This window comes from Acidimicrobiales bacterium, from assembly GCA_035316325.1.
Classification (GTDB): Bacteria; Actinomycetota; Acidimicrobiia; order Acidimicrobiales; family VFJN01; genus DASXTK01.
This window is the reverse complement of record DATHJB010000031.1, coordinates 1-19,098: the sequence shown is the minus strand read 5'-3', so window position 1 is coordinate 19,098 and position 19,098 is coordinate 1. Positions and strand designations below refer to the sequence as shown.

Here is a 19,098-nt window from a genome sequence, read left to right as displayed (position 1 = left end):
TGTGGCGGGCGACCGGGCGCATCGGGTTGCGGGCCACCGAGGGCGGGTTCGGCACGCCGGCGTTCCCCCTGGGCGGGCGGGGGCGGCAGGTGCGGGTCGAGGGTCTCGACCTGGTGGTGGTCGACGACGGCCAACAACGTCGGGCGCCGCTGACGACCGTCGCGGCCGCAGCCGCCTTCGTCGGCGTCGAGCCCGGGGCGCCGGACGTCTACCCGGCCGCCACGCCCGTCGACCTCGACGCGCCGCTCCCACTCGACCCCGCCGACGCCCACGCCGTCCACCGGTGGTTCGAGCGGACCGACCGGGCGCTCGCCACCCTGTGCGACCAGGTCGGTGGCGCCCCGCCGCCGCATGCCCAGCTGTGGCCCGAGCACTTCGACCTCGCCGTCACCATCGCCGAGGTCAACTACGGCGGCTCCCCCGGCGACGACGGCCACCCCACGCCCTACGCCTACGTCGGCCCCTGGGACCGGTCCGCCCTCGCCGGCGACTTCTGGAACGAGCCCTTCGGCGCCAGCCGCCCCGACGCCGACCTGCCGTCCCCCGCCGACCTGCTCACCTTCTTCGAGCAGGGCCATGCCCTCACCACGCCCGGCGGCGAATAGCGTCGTCACCGATGCGACTGGCACGGATGCGGTACGACGACGGTGTGTGGCTGGCACGGATCGAGGGCGACGGGGCCGTGGCGCCGCTGTGGCAGGAGTCGGACCACCCCGCGGCCGACGGCCTCCGGGAGGCGCTCGCCGCCGGCGTCGACCTCGCCGCCAGCCCCCACGGCACCACCCCCTACGACCCCCAGGCGCTGCTCGCTCCCGTCGTAAACCCCTCGAAGGTGCTGGCCATCGGCCTCAACTACGCCGACCACGCCAGGGAGACCGGAGCCGAGCCGCCCGCCGCTCCCCTCGTGTTCGCCAAGTCGCCCGGAGCGATCGTCGGCCCCGGCGACACCATCCGCTGGAGGACCGAGGACAGCGGTCAGGTCGACTACGAGGCCGAGCTGACCGTCGTCATCGGCCGGCGGGTCGGCCCCGACGACTTCCCCGGCGACCCCCTCGAGCACGTCCTCGGCTACACCGTCGGCAACGACGTGTCCGCCCGCGACGCCCAGTTCGCCGATCGCCAGTGGGTGCGCAGCAAGTCGTTCGACACGTTCTGCCCGCTCGGCCCCTGGCTGGTGACCGCCGACGAGATCGGCGACCCCCAGGCGCTCGCCATCGGCTGCCGGGTGAACGGCAACGCCCTGCAGGACAGCAACACGTCGGAGATGATCTTCGGGGTCGCCGAGCTGGTGACCTACGTGGCCCGCTACCTGACGCTCGAACCCGGCGACCTGATCCTCACCGGCACCCCCGCCGGCGTCGGCTTCACCCGCCAGCCCCCGGTGTTCCTGGGCGACGGCGACACGGTGACCTGCTGGATCGACGGCATCGGCGAGCTCACCAACCCCGTGACGACCCGGTGACGATCCGACCGGCCGGCCCATGACCAGCACCGACGGGGTCGAGGATGACGGGGTGGAGGAGGAGCAGGAGGACCGCGGCGAACCCCAGGAGCGCCAGGAGTACCACGCGCACCCGGAGTCGAAGGACGGCCCCAGCCTGATCCTCGTGGGCGTCGACGGGACGGAGACGTCGCTGCGGGCCGCCGCCTACGCCGGGGGCCTCGCCCGCCGGCAGGGCTCCCGCCTGGTGGTGCTGTACGTGGCGACCACGCCGGCGTTCTACGGCCTGGCCCCGGGCTCCGCCACCGCCGCCACGGCCCAGAGCGAGCTGGTGCAGAACCTCGAGCAGGTCCTCGAGGAGGGCGCCGCCTACTACGGCATCGACGCCACCTTCGAGGTGCGCCACGGCGACCCCTTCGGCGAGTTCTCCCGCGTCGCCGACGAGACCCGGGCCGACCTCGTGGTCGTCGGCGTGTCGACCCACGCCGGCCACCGCCTGGTCGGCTCGCTGGGCGTGCGGCTGGTGCGGGCCGGCAAGTGGCCGGTCACCGTGGTCCCTTGACCTGCTGATCCAGGAGCGACGTGAGCGGTGGCCGGGGCTCGGTGAGGATGTCGATGCCGTCGGCCCCCTCCACCGAGAGCTCGCCGCCCTCCACGTGGAGCGACACCCGGTTGTCGCCGATGGCGATGCCCTCGACGTGGAGGCGACGGATGTCCGGCGGCAGCACCGGCGCCAGCCACAGCTGCCGGCGGCTCACCCACGGGTCGAGCCGCAGCAGGGTCCGCAGCCACAGCAGCGGTGACGCCGCGGCCCACGCCTGGGGCGAGCACGACGTCGGGTAGGCGGCCGGCACCGCCAGGTCGCGGCGGGAGAAGCCGGCGAACAGCTCGGGCAGCCGCCCCTGCGTCAGCGCGGCCACGTCGAGCTGGGCGGCGATCACCCGGTGGGCGTGCTCGATGAACCCGTAGCGCATGAGCCCCGCGGCGCACAGCGCGTTGTCGTGGGGCCACACCGAGCCGTTGTGGTAGCTGGCCGGGTTGTAGGCCGGGGTCGACGCGGCCAGCGTGCGGATGCCCCAGCCGCTGAACATGTCGTCGCCCAGCAGGCGGTCCGCCACCAGCGACGCGCGCTCCCGGTCGACGATCCCCGTCCACAGGCAGTGGCCCACGTTGGAGGCGGCGACCGCGACCGGCTTCTTGTCGCCGTCGAGCGCCAGGGCGTAGGTGCCCAGCTCCTCGACCCAGAAGTCCTCGTTGAAGCGCCGGCGCAGCTCGCGGGCCTTGTCGCGGTAGCGCTCGTGGGTGGCGGCGTCGCCGGTCTCCAACGCGAAGTGGGCCCGGGCCAGGTACGCCGCGTACACGTAGCCCTGCACCTCGCACAGGGCGATCGGCGGGTGGGCCAGCTGGCCGTCGGCGTGGCGGATGGCGTCCCAGGAGTCCTTCCAGCCCTGGTTGGCGAGCCCATGGGTGCCGTGGCGCTGGTACTCGACGTAGCCGTCGCCGTCGCGGTCGCCGAACTGCTCGATCCACTCCAGCGCCCGGTCGGCGTGGGGCAGCAGCCGCTCGACCAGCTCGTTGCGGGGGTCCCAGCGGCGCAGCTCGCCGAGGAGCATGACGAACAGCGGCGTGGCGTCGATCGAGCCGTAGTACACGTCGCCGCGCTGCAGGGAGTCGCCGTTGGCGGTGCCGAACCGCATCTCGTGGAGGATCTTGCCGGGCTCCTCCTCGGTGGCCTCGACCACGTCGGCGCCCTGGAAGCGGGCCAGGGTCTCGAGCACGCCGTGGGCCAGCCGGTGGTCGGCCATCAGCGTCATCCAGCCGGTGAGCAGCGAGTCACGGCCGAACACCGTCATGAACCAGGGGGCCCCGGCGGCGACCACCGGGAGCTCGGGGTGGTCGGGGTCGAAGATCCGCAGGGCACCGAGGTCGTCGCCGGAGCGCTCGAGCGCCAGAGCCAGGCCGGGGTGGTCGGTGACGATGTCGGGCCGGGTCTCCCGCCACTGCCGCAGCCGGGTGGCCGGCACGGTGTCGCCGTCGTCGCCGCCGCACTGGAAGCGGGGCTCGATCTGCTCGCCGTCGACGCTGACGGTCACGACCACGCAGGTCTCCCACGTCTGGCCCGGCTGGAGCATGGTCCGCCAGGTGGCGTGGCCGGCCTCGATGGTGGCGTCGCCCGAAAGCGCGATGGTCGACTGCTTGGCCGCCGGCCCGTCGTGGCCTTCGAACCACAGGGCGCCGCACACGACGTGGACGCTGCGGGGCCGACCGGTGTCGACCCGGCCCTCCTTCACCTCGAAGAGGTCGGCGAAGTCGACGTCGACCTGCGCCTCGACCTCCACCGGCACCACGCTGAGCCCGTAGTTGGTGATCTCCAGCTCCTCGCGCATGCCCCGGCCGATGTAGCGGCGGCGGAACACGACGAGGTCGGAGTCGGCGTGGCCCATGGCGGCGTGGGCCCGGGCGACGAAGGTGGTGGCGTAGGGCTCGCGGGTCTCGACCGCCAGCGTCTCCAGGCGGTGACCGTTGACCTTGAGCTCCCACCGCGACAGCACCCGGGTGTCGAGCACGAACAGGCCCTGGGCCTGGTCCGACGCCATGTCGCCGGTGCGGTCGGACAGGGCGAAGGTCCGGCCCTCGACCAGCGTGACCGGACCTCCGTTGTCCGCCAGTGAAGCCACCGGCGTCGTTCCCTGGTATGGCGAGTCGCTCACTCCCCCCTTCTACCCCTTAGCTCGCCTGGGCGGCGCGGAGGTCGTCCACCACCTGGCGGTACAGGGCGACGTGGTCGGCCACCATCCGTTGGGTCGAGAAGCGGGTCTCGGCGTCCTTGCGGCACCAGGTGCGGTCGAGCTCGTCGACCCGCTGCAGCGCCTCGGCCAGCTCGGCCTCGGACTCCCGGACGAACCCGGTGACGCCCTCGCACACGATCTCCGGCACCGACCCGCAGGGGGTGGCGACCACCGGGGTACCGCACGCCAGCGCCTCGATCATCACCATGCCGAAAGGCTCGGGCCAGGCGATCGGGTTGAACAGGCAGGCGGCGTCGGCGAGCAGCTCGAGCTTGTCCCGGCCGCCGACCTCGCCGACGTACTCCACGCACCCGCCGAGCAGGGGCTCGACGTGGGCCTGGAAGTAGGCGCGCTCGGGGGCCTCCCGCATCTTGGCGGCGATCTTGAGCGGGACGTTCGCCTCGCGGGCGATGCGGGCGGCGATGTGGACGCCCTTGTCGGGGCTCATCCGGCCCAGGAACAGGGCGTAGCCGCCGGAGCCGTCGCCCACGGGGAACCGCTCGACGTCGACGCCATGGTGGATCACCGACGCCACCCGGATGTCGCCGGCTGTGGAGGCGTGGTGCTCGGAGATGGCGATGATCGGGGCGATCTGGCCGAGCGACCGGTAGCAGTCGCCGAGGTCGCTCACGAACGGGCCGTGGTTGGTGGTGACCACCGGGAGGCCGTAGCGCCGGGCGAGGTGGGGCCCCATCAGGGTGTGGTCGTGGACCACGTCGGCTCCCCACTCGGAGATCGCCTGGTAGGCGTTGACGGCGTGGCGCAGCTCGGTGACCGCCCCGCCGTCGACGGTGCCGGCGGCGGTGTCGAGGGTGTAGAGCAGCGGCACCTCGCACGTGCTGTCGCCGGTGGCGTAGAGGACCACCTCGTGGCCGGCCTCTCGGAGGCCCCGGGCCAGGTAGTCGAGCACCGCCTCGGTGCCCCCGTAGAGCGGTGGCGGCACCGGCACCCATGGGGGAGCGATGATCGCCACCCGCAGGTGGGCGGGGTTCTCACGCAGCGGCAGAGCCGTAAGTTGACAATCCAACACTCAGGATCTGTCTCCTTCGTGGACCCGCCCCCGCCACACAGCGTCACTACCCGAGCACGACTCGCGCGAACCGCGGAGGGTTACCTTGGGGGTCGCGACAGGGTGCGACGGGGGCCGGGGCGCCGCAGGTCGAGGTCGGCGAGGACGTAGGCAGCGGTGGTCCAGGAGTCGTAGGTGCGCAGGTAGAACGTGGCCCGGTCGTGGTCACGCACCACCCACCAGCTGGTGTGGTCGCCGGTGGCGACGAGGTACCGGGGGACGCTGACCAGGTCGAGGCAGTGGAACGCCTGGTTGACCAGGTCGTGGTCGTCGCCGGCGGGGACGGCCACCTGCGCCAGGGCGGCGGCACGCAGGAAGCGCGACCGTGACCGCACGTCGCCGGGGGCGGCGGCGAGGAGAGCAGCCGGGTCCGACGGGTCGCCGGTGGCCCGCAGGTTCTCGAGGTGCTGGTCGTAGGTCGGCGAGTTGGCGACCACGCCGACCGGGTTGTCGTGCAGCACCGTGCGCCCGTCGGGGAACTCCACCACGAGGTCGTGCCCGGCGGCGTCGTGGACGGCGAGGTGCTCGGCGTAGCGGTAGCCGGCGAGGGCGTGCCCTGGGGGCAGCTCGGCGGGCGGGTTCCACAGCTGCACGGCGCCGAGCGCGGCCCGCACGTCGTCGACGGTGGCGCACGTCCCCAGCAGCCAGCTGCTCAGGCGCACGAAGTCGAGGCTGCCGAAGCCCGAGCCGGTGGCCGGTGGCTCGGGCGGCAGCTGCGACTCCGGGAGCTCCAGGTTCGCCACCGACAGGCCCGCCTCGTTGAGGCCGTCGCAGAACGAGCCCGGAAGGCCCTGGTCCTCCATGGCGACGAAGCCGAGGGTGTTGGTCCAGGTGAGGGCGGGTGCGGCGGTGCCGGTCGCCGCGGCCGACCACTCCTGCCCGCGGGGCACCGCCTGGAGTGTGGAACCGAGGTCGGTGGCGAAGTCGAGCGTCCGGGCCGAGACGTGGCGGCCGTCCAGCCGCATGAGGCGCAGGTCGGTGCACATGCCGCCCATGCTGGCGCATGGCCCGGGTGGTCGGTCAGCCCGCCAGGTCGAGGGAGTACTGGACGGTGCCGGTGATGCCGGCGTCCTGCTGCGATGCCAGGAGCACGGCGGCGGCGCCCATGGCCTCGGGCGGCTCCACCTGGTCGTCGGGGATCTCCCAGCCGCCGCCCGCCTCCCAGCCCTCGGTGAGCACCACCTTGCTGGGGGCCAGGCAGTTGACGGCGACCCGGCGCTCCCGCAGCTCCGACGCCAGCCCCACGTAGAGCCGCTCCACGCCCGCCTTCGCCACCCAGTAGGCGTTCGACCCGAGGTCGGTCATGCGCACCCCGGTGGTGGTGATGGCGATCAGTGAGCCGCCGTCGCGCACGTGGGGCAGGCACGCCCGGGTCACCAGGAACACCCCGGTCAGGTTCACGCGCAGGCACAGGTCCCAGCGCTTCAGCGGCGTCTCGACCGTCGGCGCCAGCCACATCACGCCGGCGTTGGCGACCAGCACGTCGAGGCCGCCGTAGTGGTCGACGGCGGCCGCCACCGCCGCCGCCACGGACTCCTCGGACGTGACGTCACACACCACCGGGAGGGCGTCGCCGCCGGCGTCGCGGATCCGCTCGGCGACGCCGTGGATGGTGCCGGGCACCTTGCCCTCGACCTCCGACCGGGCGGCCACCACCACCGACGCCCCGGCCTCGGCCAGCGCCACGGCAATGTTGCGCCCGATCCCCCGGCTGGCCCCGGCGACGAACGCCACCCGCCCGTCGAGCGGACGCTCGCCCCCGGTCGTCCTCGTCGTCACGGTTGGAAGCCGACGCGGCCCTGGTCGAGGACCACGTCGCCGGCGCCGTTCTCGGTGCGGAACACCGCCGAGCCCTCGCCGTCGACCCACATCCGCACCACCAGCTCGTCGCCGGGGAACACCGGGCGGGAGAACCGGCCCTCCATCGACCGGAACCGGGCCGGGTCCGACCCACACAGGGTGTGCAGCAGCGCCCGGCCGGTGAACCCGTAGGTGCAGAGGCCGTGGAGGATCGGCTTGGGGAAGCCGGCCCGCGCCGCGAAGGCCGGGTCGGAGTGCAGCGGGTTGCGGTCGCCCGACAGCCGGTACAGCAGCGCCTGGTCGGTGCGGGTGGAGTAGGTGACGACGTGGTCGGGCTCGCGGTCGGGCGCCTGGTTGCCCCCGCCCGACGGGCCCCGGTCGCCGCCGAAGCCGCCCTCGCCCCGGATGAACATGGCCGAGCGGGTGGTGAACAGCTTGTCGCCGGTGGCCGCGTCGACCGAGTCGGCCTCCATGGTGACCACCGCCGCCGAGCCCTTGTCGTACACGCCGGTCACCCGGTCGGTCACCAGGATCCGGCCCGCCACCGGGATCCGCCCGTGCAGCTCCACGGCCTGCTCGCCGTGCACCAGCATCGCCGGGTCGTAGGTGCCGATGCTGCGGTGGGCATCGCCACCTACGCCCACGATCACGGGGAACGTGGGCAGCACGCGCTGGGTCACGCCGTCGCTGTTCTCGGTGGTGAGGTCCAGCTCGAAGCCGGTGGGGTCGGTCGCCCCGGCCCCCACGCCCAGGGCGTAGAGCAGCGCGTCCTTCGACGTCCACGACCGCTCGACCGGCTTCCCCTCGAACCCCACGGCATCAGGGTTGATCGGCATTCGGTTCCTCCTGCTCGTCCTCGGTCACCATCGTCCACCCGGCTGGGCGCCGTTCGGCGAAGGCCCGCGGGCCCTCCTCGGCGTCCGGGTGTGCCCAGTGAGCCTGCACCGCGACCCAGCCCCGCGCCATCGCGGGCTCCACCACCTCCCGCTCGAGGTCGCGCAGCACCCGGCGGGTGGCCCGCAGCGCGGCCGGCGAGGCCGCCGCCAGCGAGTCGGCCAGCTCGCCGGCCCGACGCAGCAACCGGTCGTCCGGCACGACCTCGCTCACCAGCCCGCAGGCCAGGGCCTGCTGGGCCGAGAGCTGCTCGTCCTTGCCCAGCAGCGCCAGCCGGGTCACCACCGCCAGCGGCACCCGCAGGGCCAGCGACGCCGGCTCGATGCCGCTCACCTGCCCGACGCTCACGTGCGGGTCGACGAACCGGGCGCTCTCGCCCGCCACCACGATGTCGGCGTCGGCCACGAAGTGCAGCCCACCCCCGGCGCACACGCCGTTCACCGCCACCACCACCGGCACCTCGAGCCGGCGGCCGGGCAGGAACGCCAGCTCGTCGTCGAGCCCCGGCCCCCGGGCCCGGCGCGGCGCGGCGAGGTCGTCGACGTCGGCCCCGGCGCAGAACCCCCGCCCGGCCCCGGTGAGCACCACGCACCGCAGCGCCGCGTCGTCGGCCAGCGACGTCCACAGGTCCTCGAGCTCCAGCCGCATCGCCCAGTCGAAGGCGTTCAGCCGGTCGGGGCGGTGCAGGGTCACCGTGACGATCCCGCCGCGCCGGTCGAGTCGGTAGGTCGTCACCGTGCGCCCTCCGGTCACGCCGGGGTGGGCGTGAGCGCGGCGTCGGGGTCGAGCCGCCAGTACTCGCACGGGTTGTCGAGGAGGATGCGGCGGCGCAGCCCGGGGGACGTGCCGGCGAACATCTCGTCGAGCCAGTGCCGCGAGTTCGGGAACGACGTGACCGAGTGCGGGAAGTCCGACCCCCACATCAGCCGCTCCACCGGCAGCAGGTCGGCCATCTTCAGCGCCATCGGGTCGCGCACGATCCCGAAGTAGAGGTGCTCGGCCACGTACTCGCTGGGCGCCTTGGCCAGGTCGACGCCGTACCAGTGGCGGAACAGCCGGTAGGAGTCGTCCATCATGTAGAGGACCCCGGGCATCCAGCTGGCGTTGGTCTCGGCCAGGTAGACGCGCAGCTCGGGGATGCGGTCGAACACGCCGGACAGCACCATCTGCACCATGGCCAGCACCGGCGGCGGGATGGTGCGCGACATCATCGACAGCGTGAGGTCGAACTTGCCCGTGGCCGACTGCACCAGCAGCGGGTGGGTGCGGTCGCCCATGGTGGCGTGGGCGGTGACCGGCATGTCGAGCGCCAGCGCCGCCTCCCAGAAGCGGTCGTCCTCGTCGGCCGGGGTGCCCGTGCCGTTGGGGAACGACCCCAGGCACACCGAGCGCAGGCCGAGCCCCGACGCCCGCTTCAGCTCGGCCACGGCGTCGTCCACCCCGCTGGCGGGGATGACCGCGTTGCCGATGAGCCGGTCGGGCGCGACCGAGCAGTAGTCCTCGGCCAGCCAGTCGTTGTAGGCCCGCACCATGGCCAGGTAGGCGTCCTGGTCCTCGACGTTCTCGATGAACCGGGTGATGAACACCGGCGGGTAGAGGATCTCGGCGTCGAGGCCGTCGGCGTCCTGCTCGCGCAGCCGTTGCGCGGCGTCGCCGGTGCCGGGGACCGGCGTGCCGTCGTCGTCCCAGTAGGAGCCGCCCAGCACCTTGAGGGGACGGCCGCCGGCCACGTTCTGGCCGTTGTGGATCATCGGCATGCCCTCGACGATCCAGCCCTCGCCGCCCGTGCGCAGCTTGACCAGCCGGGGCGCCCGGTCGAGGTGCTCGGCGGGGATGTGCCGCAGCCAGCCGTCGGGCGGGGTCTCGAGGTGCCCGTCGGCGGAGATGACCCGGTAGCGCCGCTCGCCGGTGCCGGTGCCGGTGCTGGTGCTCGTGTTGGTCCTGGTGCTCGTGTTGGTGCTCATCGGGCCGACGTCCAGCGCGTGGGGCTCGACTCGAACGCACGGGGCTCGTCGGCCAGCACCGCCTCCACGTGGAGGCAGCGGCCGGTCGCCGGGTCGAGGTAGCTGCGGAACACCACGGCCGGACCGTCGTCGCGGGGCCGGGCCTCCAGCACCGCGCAGCCGTCGGTCCAGTGGTCGGGGGCGACCGCCAGCGGCGTCCCGCTCGCCTCGGCGAAGGCCACGCTCCCGCGTTGCACCACGCCCACGTACAGGGGGACGGCCTCGCCCTCCCCCACAGCAGCGGCGACGGCGACCGGCTTCACCGGCGGGGTCGCCGCGGCCAGGCGCTGCTGCCGGATCTCGTCCCGGCGGGCGGCCGTCGCGTCGGCGTCGACCGTGCCGGCGGAGGTGACCACGCCGTAGACCGCGGCGGCCTCCTCCTCGGTGAAGCGGCCCGCGGTCAGGTCGGCCAGGACCGACGACGGGTCGCGCTCCAGCGGGTCGCCGTAGCCGCCGCCGTTGGCGAGGCGCATCTCGAACCGCTCGCCGGCGGTGACCACGATGCCGGACACGTTGACGTCGACGGCCTCCACGGAACCGTCCTGGTGGTGGACCAGGAACTCGTTGCAGGCCCCCGGCTCACCGCCGGCCGCGCCCTCCAGCGGCAGCCAGCGCCGCATGCCGAAGGTGGTCCCGATCATCTGGTCGATGCCGTGGGGCGCGAAGGTCATCTGGTTGCCGCCACCCGCCCGGTGCGTGCCGGCCCCCTCGACGCCGCGCCGGGCCCGCTTCTCCGAGAACAGCAGCGGGTACCACGACTCGAGGATCTCGATGTCGGTGAACATGCCCTCCATGCCCGCGCCCACCAGGTTCCGGCCCAGGTCGAGCCCGTCGCGCTCGGTGCCCCCGGAGCCGCCCACCCAGTTGCCGTCCAGCACCATGAAGGCGTCGGACGACCCGTCGGGCAGCGGCCAGGCCCACACCTGGTTGCCCAGCGCCGACTCGAAGCCGGTCCCGGTGAGGAACCGGCGGGCCGGGGCGTCGGGCGAGGCGGCCAGCGCCAGCTTCACCGCGTCGAGCGCCACGTTGGCGGCGTTGAGCGCCACGTGCATGTGGGCGGCGGCGATCGGCGCCGGCGGCCGGGCGTTGACGATCGTGCCCTCGGGGCAGCGCAGCTCGACCGCCGAGAAGATGCCCTCGTTGTAGGGCAGGTCCTGCGCCATCCGCCCCGACAGCATGGCGATGAACTCGCTCTCGATGATGTAAGGCTTCGAGTTGAAGAAGTGCGGGGTCTGCGGCGAGGCGCCGGCGAAGTCGAACACCATCCGGTCGCCGTCGATGGTGAGGGTGCAGGGGATCTTGAAGAACTCGGTGTCGAACTCGGTCCACGACGTCGTGCGGTAGACGCCGTCCTCCAGCTGGGCGATCCGGGCCCGCATCTCGGCCTCGGACAGGTCGCGCAGCGCCTGCAGCGAGGCGACGAACCGCTCCTCGCCCACCGACGCCACCACGGCCTCGACCCGCTCCTGGGCCACGTGGCACCCGGCCACCAGGCCCCGCAGGTCCATCTCCACCAGCTGGGCCAGGCGCACGTTGTTGCGGAAGATGTCCCACACGTCGGTGACCTCCTCGCCCTGGCGGAACAGCCGCACGGGCGGGAGGCGCAGGGCCTCCTGGAAGCACTCGGTGGCGGCCGGGGCGAACGACCCGACGACCATCCCGCCCACGTCCATCAGGTGGGCGGAGATCACCACCCAGGCGACGCGCTCGCCGTCGCGGTAGATCGGCTGCTGCACCATCACGTCCTGCGGGTGGAGCCCGCCGCCGTAGTGGGGGTCGTTGCCGATGAACACGTCGCCGGGGGCGATGGTCGGGCCGTGGCGCTCGATGGTCGACTTCACCGCGTACGACGCGGCCCCGAAGTGGAACTCGATCTGGCCGGAGCCGATGATCAGGCCGCCGTCGGCGTCGAGCAGGGTGAACGAGTAGTCCTTGGCCTCGGTCACCACCGGGCTGATGGCGGTGTGCTCGACGGCGGCGGCCGCCTGCTCGCCGATCGCCTCCAGCCGGGTGCGCAGCACCTCGAGGTCGATGGGGTCGATCAGTGTGTTCATGCGGAGGCCTCCACGACGAGCGTTCCCTGCGGGTCGACCCGGGCCGTGCACCGCTCGGGGATCCAGATGGTGGTGTCGGAGCCGTCGACCAGCGCCGGTCCGGTGAGCACGTGGCCGGGGCGCAGCGACGGGCCGTCGTGCACGGCGACGTCGCGGCGGCCGTCGTCGCCCCGCTCGACCCGCACCGCGCGGGTGCCGGCGACGGGTGCCGGGGTGCCGGCGACGACGGGGTCCGACGTGTCGGTCACGAGGTCGGCCTGGAGCGTGCGACCGAGGCCGACCGCCCGCACGGCCACCAGCTCGATCGGCGCGCCCAGGACGATCGAGCCCTGGCCGTAGCGCTTGGCGTACTCCTCACGGAAGGCGTCGAGCATCTTGTCGACCGCGTGGCCGTCGACCGGTCCGTCGGGCAGGGGGATCTGGATCTCCCACACCTGGCGGCTGAAGCGCAGGTCGGCCTCGAACTCGACGCTGCGGTGCTCGGCGGCGATGCCGTCCGCAGCCAGGTCGGCGTCGACCTCGGCCCGCAGCTCCTCGGTCAGCTTCTCCACCAGCACCGTGTCGACCGGCATCGGCGCCAGGACCGACCGCAGGCGCTCGCGGCGCACGTCGGTGGTGGCGGCACCGAACGCCGAGAGCACCGACGCCAGCTCCGGCACCAGCACCTGCGGCGAGCCGATCGACGTGGCGATCTCGGGGGTGAACAGCGAGCCGCTGCCGCCGTAGGACAGCAGGGCGTGGTCGCGGGGGTCGAGGCCGCGGTCGGCCAGGCGGGCCCGCACCGCCTTCACCATCCCGGCCAGCGCCAGCCGGCGGATGCCCCAGGCGGTCTCCTCGGCGTCGAGGCCCAGCGGCTCGCCGAGGTGGGCGCAGGCGGCGCGGGCGGCGTCGGCGTCGAGGGCCATGTCGCCGCCCAGGAACCGGGCGGGGTCGATGTAGCCCAGCACGACCAGGGCGTCGGTGACGGTGGCGTCGGTGCCGCCCCGGCCGTAGCAGGCGGGACCGGGCACCGCGCCGGCCGACCGGGGGCCGACCCGCAGCATGCCGCGGGCGTCGACCCAGCCCAGCGAGCCGCCGCCGGCCCCGATGGAGTCGACGTCGATCAGCGACAGCGCCGTCCACACGCCCATCAGCTCGCCCCGCGTGCGGCGGGCGGGGGTGCCCTTGGCGATCACCGACACGTCGAACGACGTGCCGCCCATGTCGCAGGTGATCACGTCGGCGACGCCGGCGGCCTCGGCCACCACCACGGAGGCGGAGACCCCGGCGGCCGGGCCGGAGGCGGCCAGGCCCAGCGGGCGCCAGCGGGCCTCGCCGACCGTGATCGAGCCGCCGGCCGAGTGGACCAGCAGCAGCGGCACCGACAGGCCCAGCGCGGCGAGGTCGCGCTCGAGCTGCTCGATGCCGGCGAACGCGCCGGAGACGTAGGCGTTGAGGAGGGCGAACGTGGTCCGCTCGTACTCCCGGATGGCCGGGTGCAGCGCCGCGCCCGACGTCACCGGCAGGTCGGGGAACGCCGCCCGGATCGCCTCGACCGCCCGGTCCTCGTGGGTGGGGTCGAGGAACGACCACAGGAACGAGACGGCCAGCGCCTCCACCTGCTCGCCCTCGACGAGGCGGCGGGCGGCGGCCACCGCCTCGTCGGGGTCGAGCGGTGTCACCACCGTGCCGTCGCGGTCGATCCGCTCGGCCACGCCGACGGTCGCCCGGGGAGAGACGACCTCCGGAGGTGTGGTCAGCCAGCCCTCGTCGTCCTTCACCCGGGTGCCCCGGGCGAGCGGCACGAGCTCCTCGAAGCCCTTGGTGGTGACCAGGCCGACCTTGCGGCCGGCGCGCGACGCCAGCACGTTGGTGACGGCGGTGGTGCCGAGGCCGAACCGGCCGACCTGCGGCAGCAGCTCCTCCAGCGTGCGGCCCGAGCGCTCGGCGGCGAGCCGCGCCGCCGCCAGCACGCCCTCGCCCACCTGCCGGGTGGTGGGCGCCTTGGCGCGCCACGTGCGGTTGCCGTCGGTGAGCACGGCGTCGGTGAAGGTGCCGCCCACGTCGACACCGATGCAGATCTCGGTCATGTGTGCTCCCTGGCGGTGACGGTCTCGGTGTCGCGGCCGGAGCGGACCAGTCGGCCCGGCAGCTGGTCGGTCAGCTTCCCGTCGGCGACGACCCCGCCCCCGGCCACCAGCACGTGGGCGACGCCGGTCGATCCGTTGGTGAGCCGGGCGGCGCCGGACGGCAGGTCGGTGGCGGTGCGCAGCGGCTCGGCGCCCACGGTCTCGGGGTCGAACACCACGACGTCGGCCCAGGCGCCCTCCCGCAGCCGGCCCCGGTCCTTCATCCCGTAGAGGCGGGCGGGGACGTCGGCGAAGCGGTGCACCAGCTCCTCGACGGTGAACGCCTGGCGCTCCCGGGCCAGCTCGGCGAGGCAGCGGGTGGCGAAGTCGGCGCCGGACATCATGTCGAGGTGGGCGCCGGCGTCGGACGCCTGCAGCACGACCCGCGGGTCCTTCAGCACCTTCAGGCGGGCCTGCCAGGCCCACTCGTCGTCCTCGGCGTACTGCGAGCGGACGAAGCCGACCGCCAGCTCGCCCTGCACGGCGATGTCGACCATGGCGTCGAAGTCGCTCACACCCCGCTCCCGGGCGACGTCGGCGATGTTGCGCCCGACGACCGAGGCGAGGGCGTCGTGGTGGACCTCGTTGACCCGGTACGTGCCCCAGTTGCGCACCACCACCGCCAGGCCCTGGGTCTGGGCGGCGGCATCGTCGGCGAGCTGCCGGCGCTTCTCGGGGTCTCGCAGGGCGCCGATGCGCTCGGGCACGGGCAGGTCGAACAGCCAGGACCAGCCGGGGATGGCCCGGAACACGTAGCCGGTGAGGAAGTCGTGCTGGAACTGGCCGTTCTGGGGGATGAACATCGGCACCACCCGGCCGCCCCGCTCGGCCGCAGCGTCGGAGGCGGCCAGCTGGCGGAGGTGGAGGTCGGGCACGGCCTTGTTGATCAGCGGCGTGTTCCAGTTGAGGGGGCGGTCGGCGGCGGCCGACATGTCGGCCATCAGCGTCACGTCGTCGTCGCTGAAGCCCTGCAGGAACGAGTCGGGGATGAACTCGATCGACGTGCCGGGGTGGTCGCCGCACACGGCGGCGAGGCGGACGAGCTCGTCGCGGTGGGCGGCGTTGGGCGGGGTGGGCCGGCCGTCGCCGTCGACCTGGGTCGACACGTTGGAGGTGGAGAAGCCGAGCCCGCCGACGGCGATGGCTTCCGACAGGAGCACCCGCATGGCGTCGAGCTGGTCGGCGGTGGCGGGGTCGCTCGACGCGGCGGGGCCCATCACCGCTCGCCGCAGGGCGGAGTGGCCCACCATGAAGCCGATGTTGATGCCGCGGGGCGTCCGCTCCACCACGTCGAGGAACTCGGCGTAGGTGCGCCAGCGGAACTCGACGCCCGCTTCCAGGGCGGCGACCGGGATCGACTCGACGCGGGCCAGGAGCCGGGTGAGGAAGTCCTGGTCGTCGGGGGCGGCGGGGGCCAGCGTGAGGCCGCAGTTGCCGCCCACCACGGTGGTGACGCCGTGCAGCGGCGACGGCGTGAGGTAGGGGTCCCAGAACAGCTGGGCGTCGTAGTGGGTGTGCAGGTCGACGAACCCGGGGGCGACGACGCAGCCACCGGCGTCGATCTCCCGCCGCCCGCGGTCGTCGACCTGGCCCAGCGCGACCACGCGCCCGTCCTGGACCGCCAGGTCGCCCCGATACCCGGGCGCACCGCTGCCGTCCACGATCGTGCCACCGCGGATCACGACGTCATACATGGCGTTCCCCCTTTCATATATAAGATTGAGCCTATGGGGATCGCGGTTCCCGCGGCAAGCCCAACGCCCGCTCCCCGAGGCTGTTGCGCTGGATCTCGTCGGTGCCGCTGGCGATGCGCACGGACGGCGCGGTGAGGAAGTGGAACTGCCACATCCCGGCGCCGGGCGCGTCGTCGCCCGCAGCCAGCGCGCCCGCCCCCAGCAGCGCCAGGCCGAGGTCGGCGCTGCGTCGCAGGTGGTCGGCGAAGAACAGGTTCACCGACGACGCCAGCGGCCCGAACGACTCGCCCTGCGACAGCGCCGTCTGCATCCGGTAGCCGAAGAACCGCAGCAGCTGCTCGCCCGTGTACTGCTCGACCAGGCGCTGGCGGACCACCGGGTCGCGGTCGAGGCCCCGCTCCCGGGCGACCACCAGCATCTCGGCGTAGCCCGGCCAGTCGTTGCCGACCAGCCCGCGCTCGTTGGTGAGCGTGGTCATCGCCACCCGCCAGCCCTCGTCCACCGGCCCGATCACGCAGTCGTCGGGCACGGCCACGTCGGTGAAGAACACCTCGCTGAACTCGGCCGCCCCGTTGAGCTGGCGGATCGGCCGCACCTCGATGCCCGGCGTCGACATGTCGAGCGCGATGCAGCTGATGCCGTGGTGCTTGGGCGCGTCCGGGTCGGTGCGGGCCAGCAGGATGCCGAAGTCGCTGAACCGGGAGTACGACGTCCACACCTTCTGCCCGTCGACGACCCAGCCGTCGTCGGTGGCGTTGCGCCGCGCCGCCGTCGACAGACCCGCCAGGTCGGAGCCGGCGCCCGGCTCGCTGAACAGCTGGCACCACGACTGCTCGCCCCGCAGCATCGGGGGCAGGAAGCGGGCCTTCTGCGCCTCGGTGCCGTGGCCGACGATCGTGGGGGCCACCATGCCGAGGCCCACCTGGAGCGTGGCCGTCGACACCCCGAAGGCCATCTGCTCCTCCTGGAAGATGTGCTCGAAGGCGGGGCTCAGGCCGTGCCCGCCGTGGTCGACCGGCCAGGTGAGGCCGGCCCAGCCGCCGTCGTGGAGCACCCGCTGCCAGGCCCGGCAGGCGTCGGAGAAGGCCTGCTCGTGCTCGGTGTCGGTGGTGAAGTCGCCGGGCTCGCCCCGCCGCGGGGCATGGGCCTCCAGCCAGGAGCGGGCCTTGGCCCGGAGCTCGGCCTCCTCGGGCGAGTCCTCGAAGTGCACCTACCGACCTCCGGCCTCGGCGGCCGGCCGCCAGAACGGGATGCCGAGACCGTCCTCCACCACCACGGTCCACGCCTCGACCGCCATGCCGACGTGGACGTCGTCGGGGTCGCAGTCGGTGATGTTGGTCATCATCCGCGGCCCCTCCTCCAGGTCGACCATGGCCACCACGTAGGGCACCAGACCCTTGAACGGCTCAGCCCAGTTCTGCCGGACGACCGTGTACGTGTGGACGGTCCCCCGGCCGGACGCCCGCTGCCACGTCGGCTCGGCGCCGCAGGTCGCGCACAGCGCCCGGGGGTACAGCTGCCGGTGCCCCTCCGGGCACTCCTGGTACAGGACCTCGCCCCGCGCCGCCGCCTCCCAGTAGGCCTGCGACACGCCGTCGACCTCCGGCAGCGGCCGCTGCGCCACCGTTGACTCGATCTCGTTCATCGTGCGTCCCTCCCCAGGATCACGGTGCCGATGCACGACAGCCAGCCGCCGGAGCCGCAGGCCAGCGCCAGCTCGGCGTCGGGCACCTGGGCCTCGCCGGCCTGGCCCCGCAGCTGGCGGACGGCCTCGATCAGCAGGAAGATCCCCCGCATCCCGGGGTGCGTGCAGCTGAGGCCGCCGCCGTCGGTGTTGAGCGGCACCTTCCCGCCCGGCCGCAGCACGCCCTCCTCCACGAACCGCCCGCCCTCGCCCTTGGGGCAGAAGCCGAGGTCCTCGAGCAGGACCAGCGACGTGAACGTGAAGCTGTCGTAGAGCTGCACCGTGTCGATGTCGGCGGGGGTGACGCCGGCCTGGCGGAACGCCTCGCGGCCCGACGCCACCGCCCCGGTGGCGGTGAAGTCTGGCATCTGGCTCACGTGCCAGTGGGTCTGCGCCGTCGATGCCCCCAACACGTGCACCGGGCGCTGGGGCAGGTCGCGGGCCCGCTCGGCGGTGGTCATCACCAGCGCCCCGCCGCCGTCGGAGATCACGCAGCAGTCGAGCTTGTGCAGCGGGTCGGCCACCATGCGGGAACCCACGACGTCGTCGATCGTGAGCGGGTCGCGGTGCAGGGCGCGGGGGTTGAGGGCGGCGTGGGCCCGGGCCGCCACCGCCACCTCGGCCAGCTGCTCCGACGTGGTGCCGTACTCGTGCATGTGGCGCCGGGCCGCCATGGCGTAGGCGCCGATGAGCACGTTGCCGTAGGGCGCCTCGAACTGGGCCGGGCCGTCGACCCGCGCCCCCACGCCGAACTGGCCCTTGCTGCCCAGCATCCGCCCCGCCCGCGACAGCAGGTCCGACCCGTAGGTGATCAGCACGGTGTCGCAGTGCCCCACCTGGATGGCGGCCGACGCGTGCTGCACCAGGTACTCGAAGCTCGAGCCGCCCACCATCGTGCCGTCGAGCCAGCGGTAGTCGATGCCGAGGTACTCGGCGAGGGGCGCGGCGTCGTCGGGCGACGAGGCGGTCTTGCTGCCTCCCGTGGCGCCGAAGCCGTCGATGTCGGCCTTGTTCAGGCCGGCGTCGGCGAGCGCCCGCCGCGTGGCCAGCACGTGGTGCTGCAGGGTGTCGAGGTGGGGCGCGACCGGGCCGTCGCTCAGCCCGATGCCCACGATCACCGGCGTGCGATCGCGGTCGCTCATGCTCATGCGTCCTGGCGGCCCATCGCCGCCTTGCCGCCCACCGGCGCCTCGCCGCCCGGCTGCTGCAGGTAGAGGCGCATGCGGTTGATGTGGCCCTTGCCGTCGAGGCCGAACACGATCACCTCGGGGATGTCGACCATCGCCCCGTCCACCTGGAGGTGCTCGATCAACTCGGCGAAGCCCAGCCCGTCGTCCACGTAGGCGATGCGGCTGGCCTGCAGCTCGTAGTCACCCTCCAGGGTGGGCACGACCCGGCGCAGGAAGGCGAGGTACTCCTCCTTGCTGCCGATCACGTCGACGTACGGGCCGATGCGCTCGAAGCCGTCGTCGGACAGGCACTCGGCGAGGCCGTCCCAGTCCCGGGCCGCGTAGCACTCCACGAACCGCTCGATCACCGGCATGTCAGGCTCCTTCTCGCTG

Annotated in this window: 17 protein-coding genes; 3 read left to right on the top strand and 14 right to left on the bottom strand. The window is 73.5% G+C overall.

The features are described from left to right. The 3 genes from VK611_04425 to VK611_04415 form a co-directional block, all read left to right on the top strand. Positions 1 to 605: hypothetical protein (locus tag VK611_04425; protein ID HMG40546.1), on the top strand; the 605-nt coding region annotated here is incomplete at its 5' end. An 11-nt stretch (positions 606 to 616) separates the two neighbouring features. Continuing rightward, the gene (locus VK611_04420) at positions 617 to 1,462 is read left to right on the top strand and encodes a fumarylacetoacetate hydrolase family protein (protein HMG40545.1); all 846 of its coding nucleotides are present in this window, start codon (positions 617 to 619) and stop codon (positions 1,460 to 1,462) included. 19 nt (positions 1,463 to 1,481) lie between these two features. Next, the gene (locus VK611_04415; GenBank protein HMG40544.1) at positions 1,482 to 2,003 is read left to right on the top strand and encodes a universal stress protein; all 522 of its coding nucleotides are present in this window, start codon (positions 1,482 to 1,484) and stop codon (positions 2,001 to 2,003) included. Here the strand turns inward: VK611_04415 and VK611_04410 are convergent. The 14 genes from VK611_04410 to VK611_04345 all read right to left on the bottom strand — a co-directional run. Further along, entirely contained in the window at positions 1,987 to 4,152 is a 2,166-nt protein-coding gene (locus VK611_04410) for a glycogen debranching N-terminal domain-containing protein (GenBank protein ID HMG40543.1), read from the bottom strand. The genes VK611_04415 and VK611_04410 overlap by 17 nt on opposite strands. Before the next feature lie 16 nt (positions 4,153 to 4,168). Next, positions 4,169 to 5,257 carry a glycosyltransferase family 4 protein gene (locus tag VK611_04405; protein HMG40542.1) on the bottom strand — a complete coding sequence of 363 codons (1,089 nt, stop codon included), beginning with the start codon at positions 5,255 to 5,257 and terminating at the stop codon, positions 4,169 to 4,171. 83 nt (positions 5,258 to 5,340) lie between these two features. After that, the gene (locus VK611_04400) at positions 5,341 to 6,285 is read right to left on the bottom strand and encodes a linear amide C-N hydrolase (protein HMG40541.1); all 945 of its coding nucleotides are present in this window, start codon (positions 6,283 to 6,285) and stop codon (positions 5,341 to 5,343) included. 34 nt (positions 6,286 to 6,319) lie between these two features. Continuing rightward, positions 6,320 to 7,078: an SDR family NAD(P)-dependent oxidoreductase gene (locus tag VK611_04395; protein ID HMG40540.1), complete on the bottom strand. Its 759-nt coding sequence runs from the start codon at positions 7,076 to 7,078 to the stop codon at positions 6,320 to 6,322. Further along, complete coding sequence (locus VK611_04390; protein HMG40539.1) at positions 7,075 to 7,935, bottom strand: MaoC/PaaZ C-terminal domain-containing protein; 861 nt, start codon at positions 7,933 to 7,935, stop codon at positions 7,075 to 7,077. Before VK611_04390 ends, VK611_04395 begins: the two co-directional genes overlap by 4 nt. Next, positions 7,919 to 8,728, bottom strand: coding sequence for an enoyl-CoA hydratase/isomerase family protein (locus tag VK611_04385; GenBank protein HMG40538.1), 810 nt, complete (start codon positions 8,726 to 8,728; stop codon positions 7,919 to 7,921). The genes VK611_04390 and VK611_04385 overlap by 17 nt, the downstream gene beginning before the upstream one ends. 14 nt (positions 8,729 to 8,742) lie before the next feature. Then, positions 8,743 to 9,957 carry an amidohydrolase family protein gene (locus VK611_04380; GenBank protein ID HMG40537.1) on the bottom strand — a complete coding sequence of 405 codons (1,215 nt, stop codon included), beginning with the start codon at positions 9,955 to 9,957 and terminating at the stop codon, positions 8,743 to 8,745. Beyond that, a complete protein-coding gene (locus VK611_04375; protein HMG40536.1) occupies positions 9,954 to 12,050 on the bottom strand; it encodes a hydantoinase B/oxoprolinase family protein in 2,097 nt (698 codons plus the stop codon). Before VK611_04375 ends, VK611_04380 begins: the two co-directional genes overlap by 4 nt. Continuing rightward, positions 12,047 to 14,119 (bottom strand): hydantoinase/oxoprolinase family protein, encoded by a 2,073-nt coding sequence (locus VK611_04370; protein ID HMG40535.1) that lies wholly within the window; start codon positions 14,117 to 14,119, stop codon positions 12,047 to 12,049. Before VK611_04370 ends, VK611_04375 begins: the two co-directional genes overlap by 4 nt. After that, positions 14,116 to 15,852, bottom strand: coding sequence for an amidohydrolase family protein (locus VK611_04365; protein HMG40534.1), 1,737 nt, complete (start codon positions 15,850 to 15,852; stop codon positions 14,116 to 14,118). Before VK611_04365 ends, VK611_04370 begins: the two co-directional genes overlap by 4 nt. Positions 15,853 to 15,883: 31 nt before the next feature. Further along, positions 15,884 to 17,062 (bottom strand): acyl-CoA dehydrogenase family protein, encoded by a 1,179-nt coding sequence (locus VK611_04360; GenBank protein ID HMG40533.1) that lies wholly within the window; start codon positions 17,060 to 17,062, stop codon positions 15,884 to 15,886. Next, on the bottom strand, positions 17,063 to 17,497 hold the full coding sequence (locus VK611_04355; protein HMG40532.1) for a Zn-ribbon domain-containing OB-fold protein: 435 nt from the start codon (positions 17,495 to 17,497) through the stop codon (positions 17,063 to 17,065). After that, positions 17,494 to 18,678 (bottom strand): acetyl-CoA acetyltransferase, encoded by a 1,185-nt coding sequence (locus tag VK611_04350; protein ID HMG40531.1) that lies wholly within the window; start codon positions 18,676 to 18,678, stop codon positions 17,494 to 17,496. The genes VK611_04355 and VK611_04350 overlap by 4 nt, the downstream gene beginning before the upstream one ends. A gap of 2 nt (positions 18,679 to 18,680) precedes the next feature. After that, positions 18,681 to 19,098 (bottom strand): nuclear transport factor 2 family protein (locus VK611_04345; protein HMG40530.1); only part of this gene is annotated, 418 nt, incomplete at its 5' end.

Bases quoted from the DNA above. Each gene is read 5' to 3' on its own strand.
- VK611_04420 (HMG40545.1), top strand. From the start codon at position 617: ATGCGACTGGCACGGATGCGGTACGACGACGGTGTGTGGCTGGCACGG.
- VK611_04415 (HMG40544.1), top strand. From the start codon at position 1,482: ATGACCAGCACCGACGGGGTCGAGGATGACGGGGTGGAGGAGGAGCAG.
- VK611_04400 (HMG40541.1), bottom strand. From the start codon at position 6,285: ATGTGCACCGACCTGCGCCTCATGCGGCTGGACGGCCGCCACGTCTCG.
- VK611_04390 (HMG40539.1), bottom strand. From the start codon at position 7,935: ATGCCGATCAACCCTGATGCCGTGGGGTTCGAGGGGAAGCCGGTCGAG.
- VK611_04380 (HMG40537.1), bottom strand. From the start codon at position 9,957: ATGAGCACCAACACGAGCACCAGGACCAACACGAGCACCAGCACCGGC.
- VK611_04375 (HMG40536.1), bottom strand. From the start codon at position 12,050: ATGAACACACTGATCGACCCCATCGACCTCGAGGTGCTGCGCACCCGG.
- VK611_04370 (HMG40535.1), bottom strand. From the start codon at position 14,119: ATGACCGAGATCTGCATCGGTGTCGACGTGGGCGGCACCTTCACCGAC.
- VK611_04365 (HMG40534.1), bottom strand. From the start codon at position 15,852: ATGTATGACGTCGTGATCCGCGGTGGCACGATCGTGGACGGCAGCGGT.
- VK611_04355 (HMG40532.1), bottom strand. From the start codon at position 17,497: ATGAACGAGATCGAGTCAACGGTGGCGCAGCGGCCGCTGCCGGAGGTC.
- VK611_04350 (HMG40531.1), bottom strand. From the start codon at position 18,678: ATGAGCGACCGCGATCGCACGCCGGTGATCGTGGGCATCGGGCTGAGC.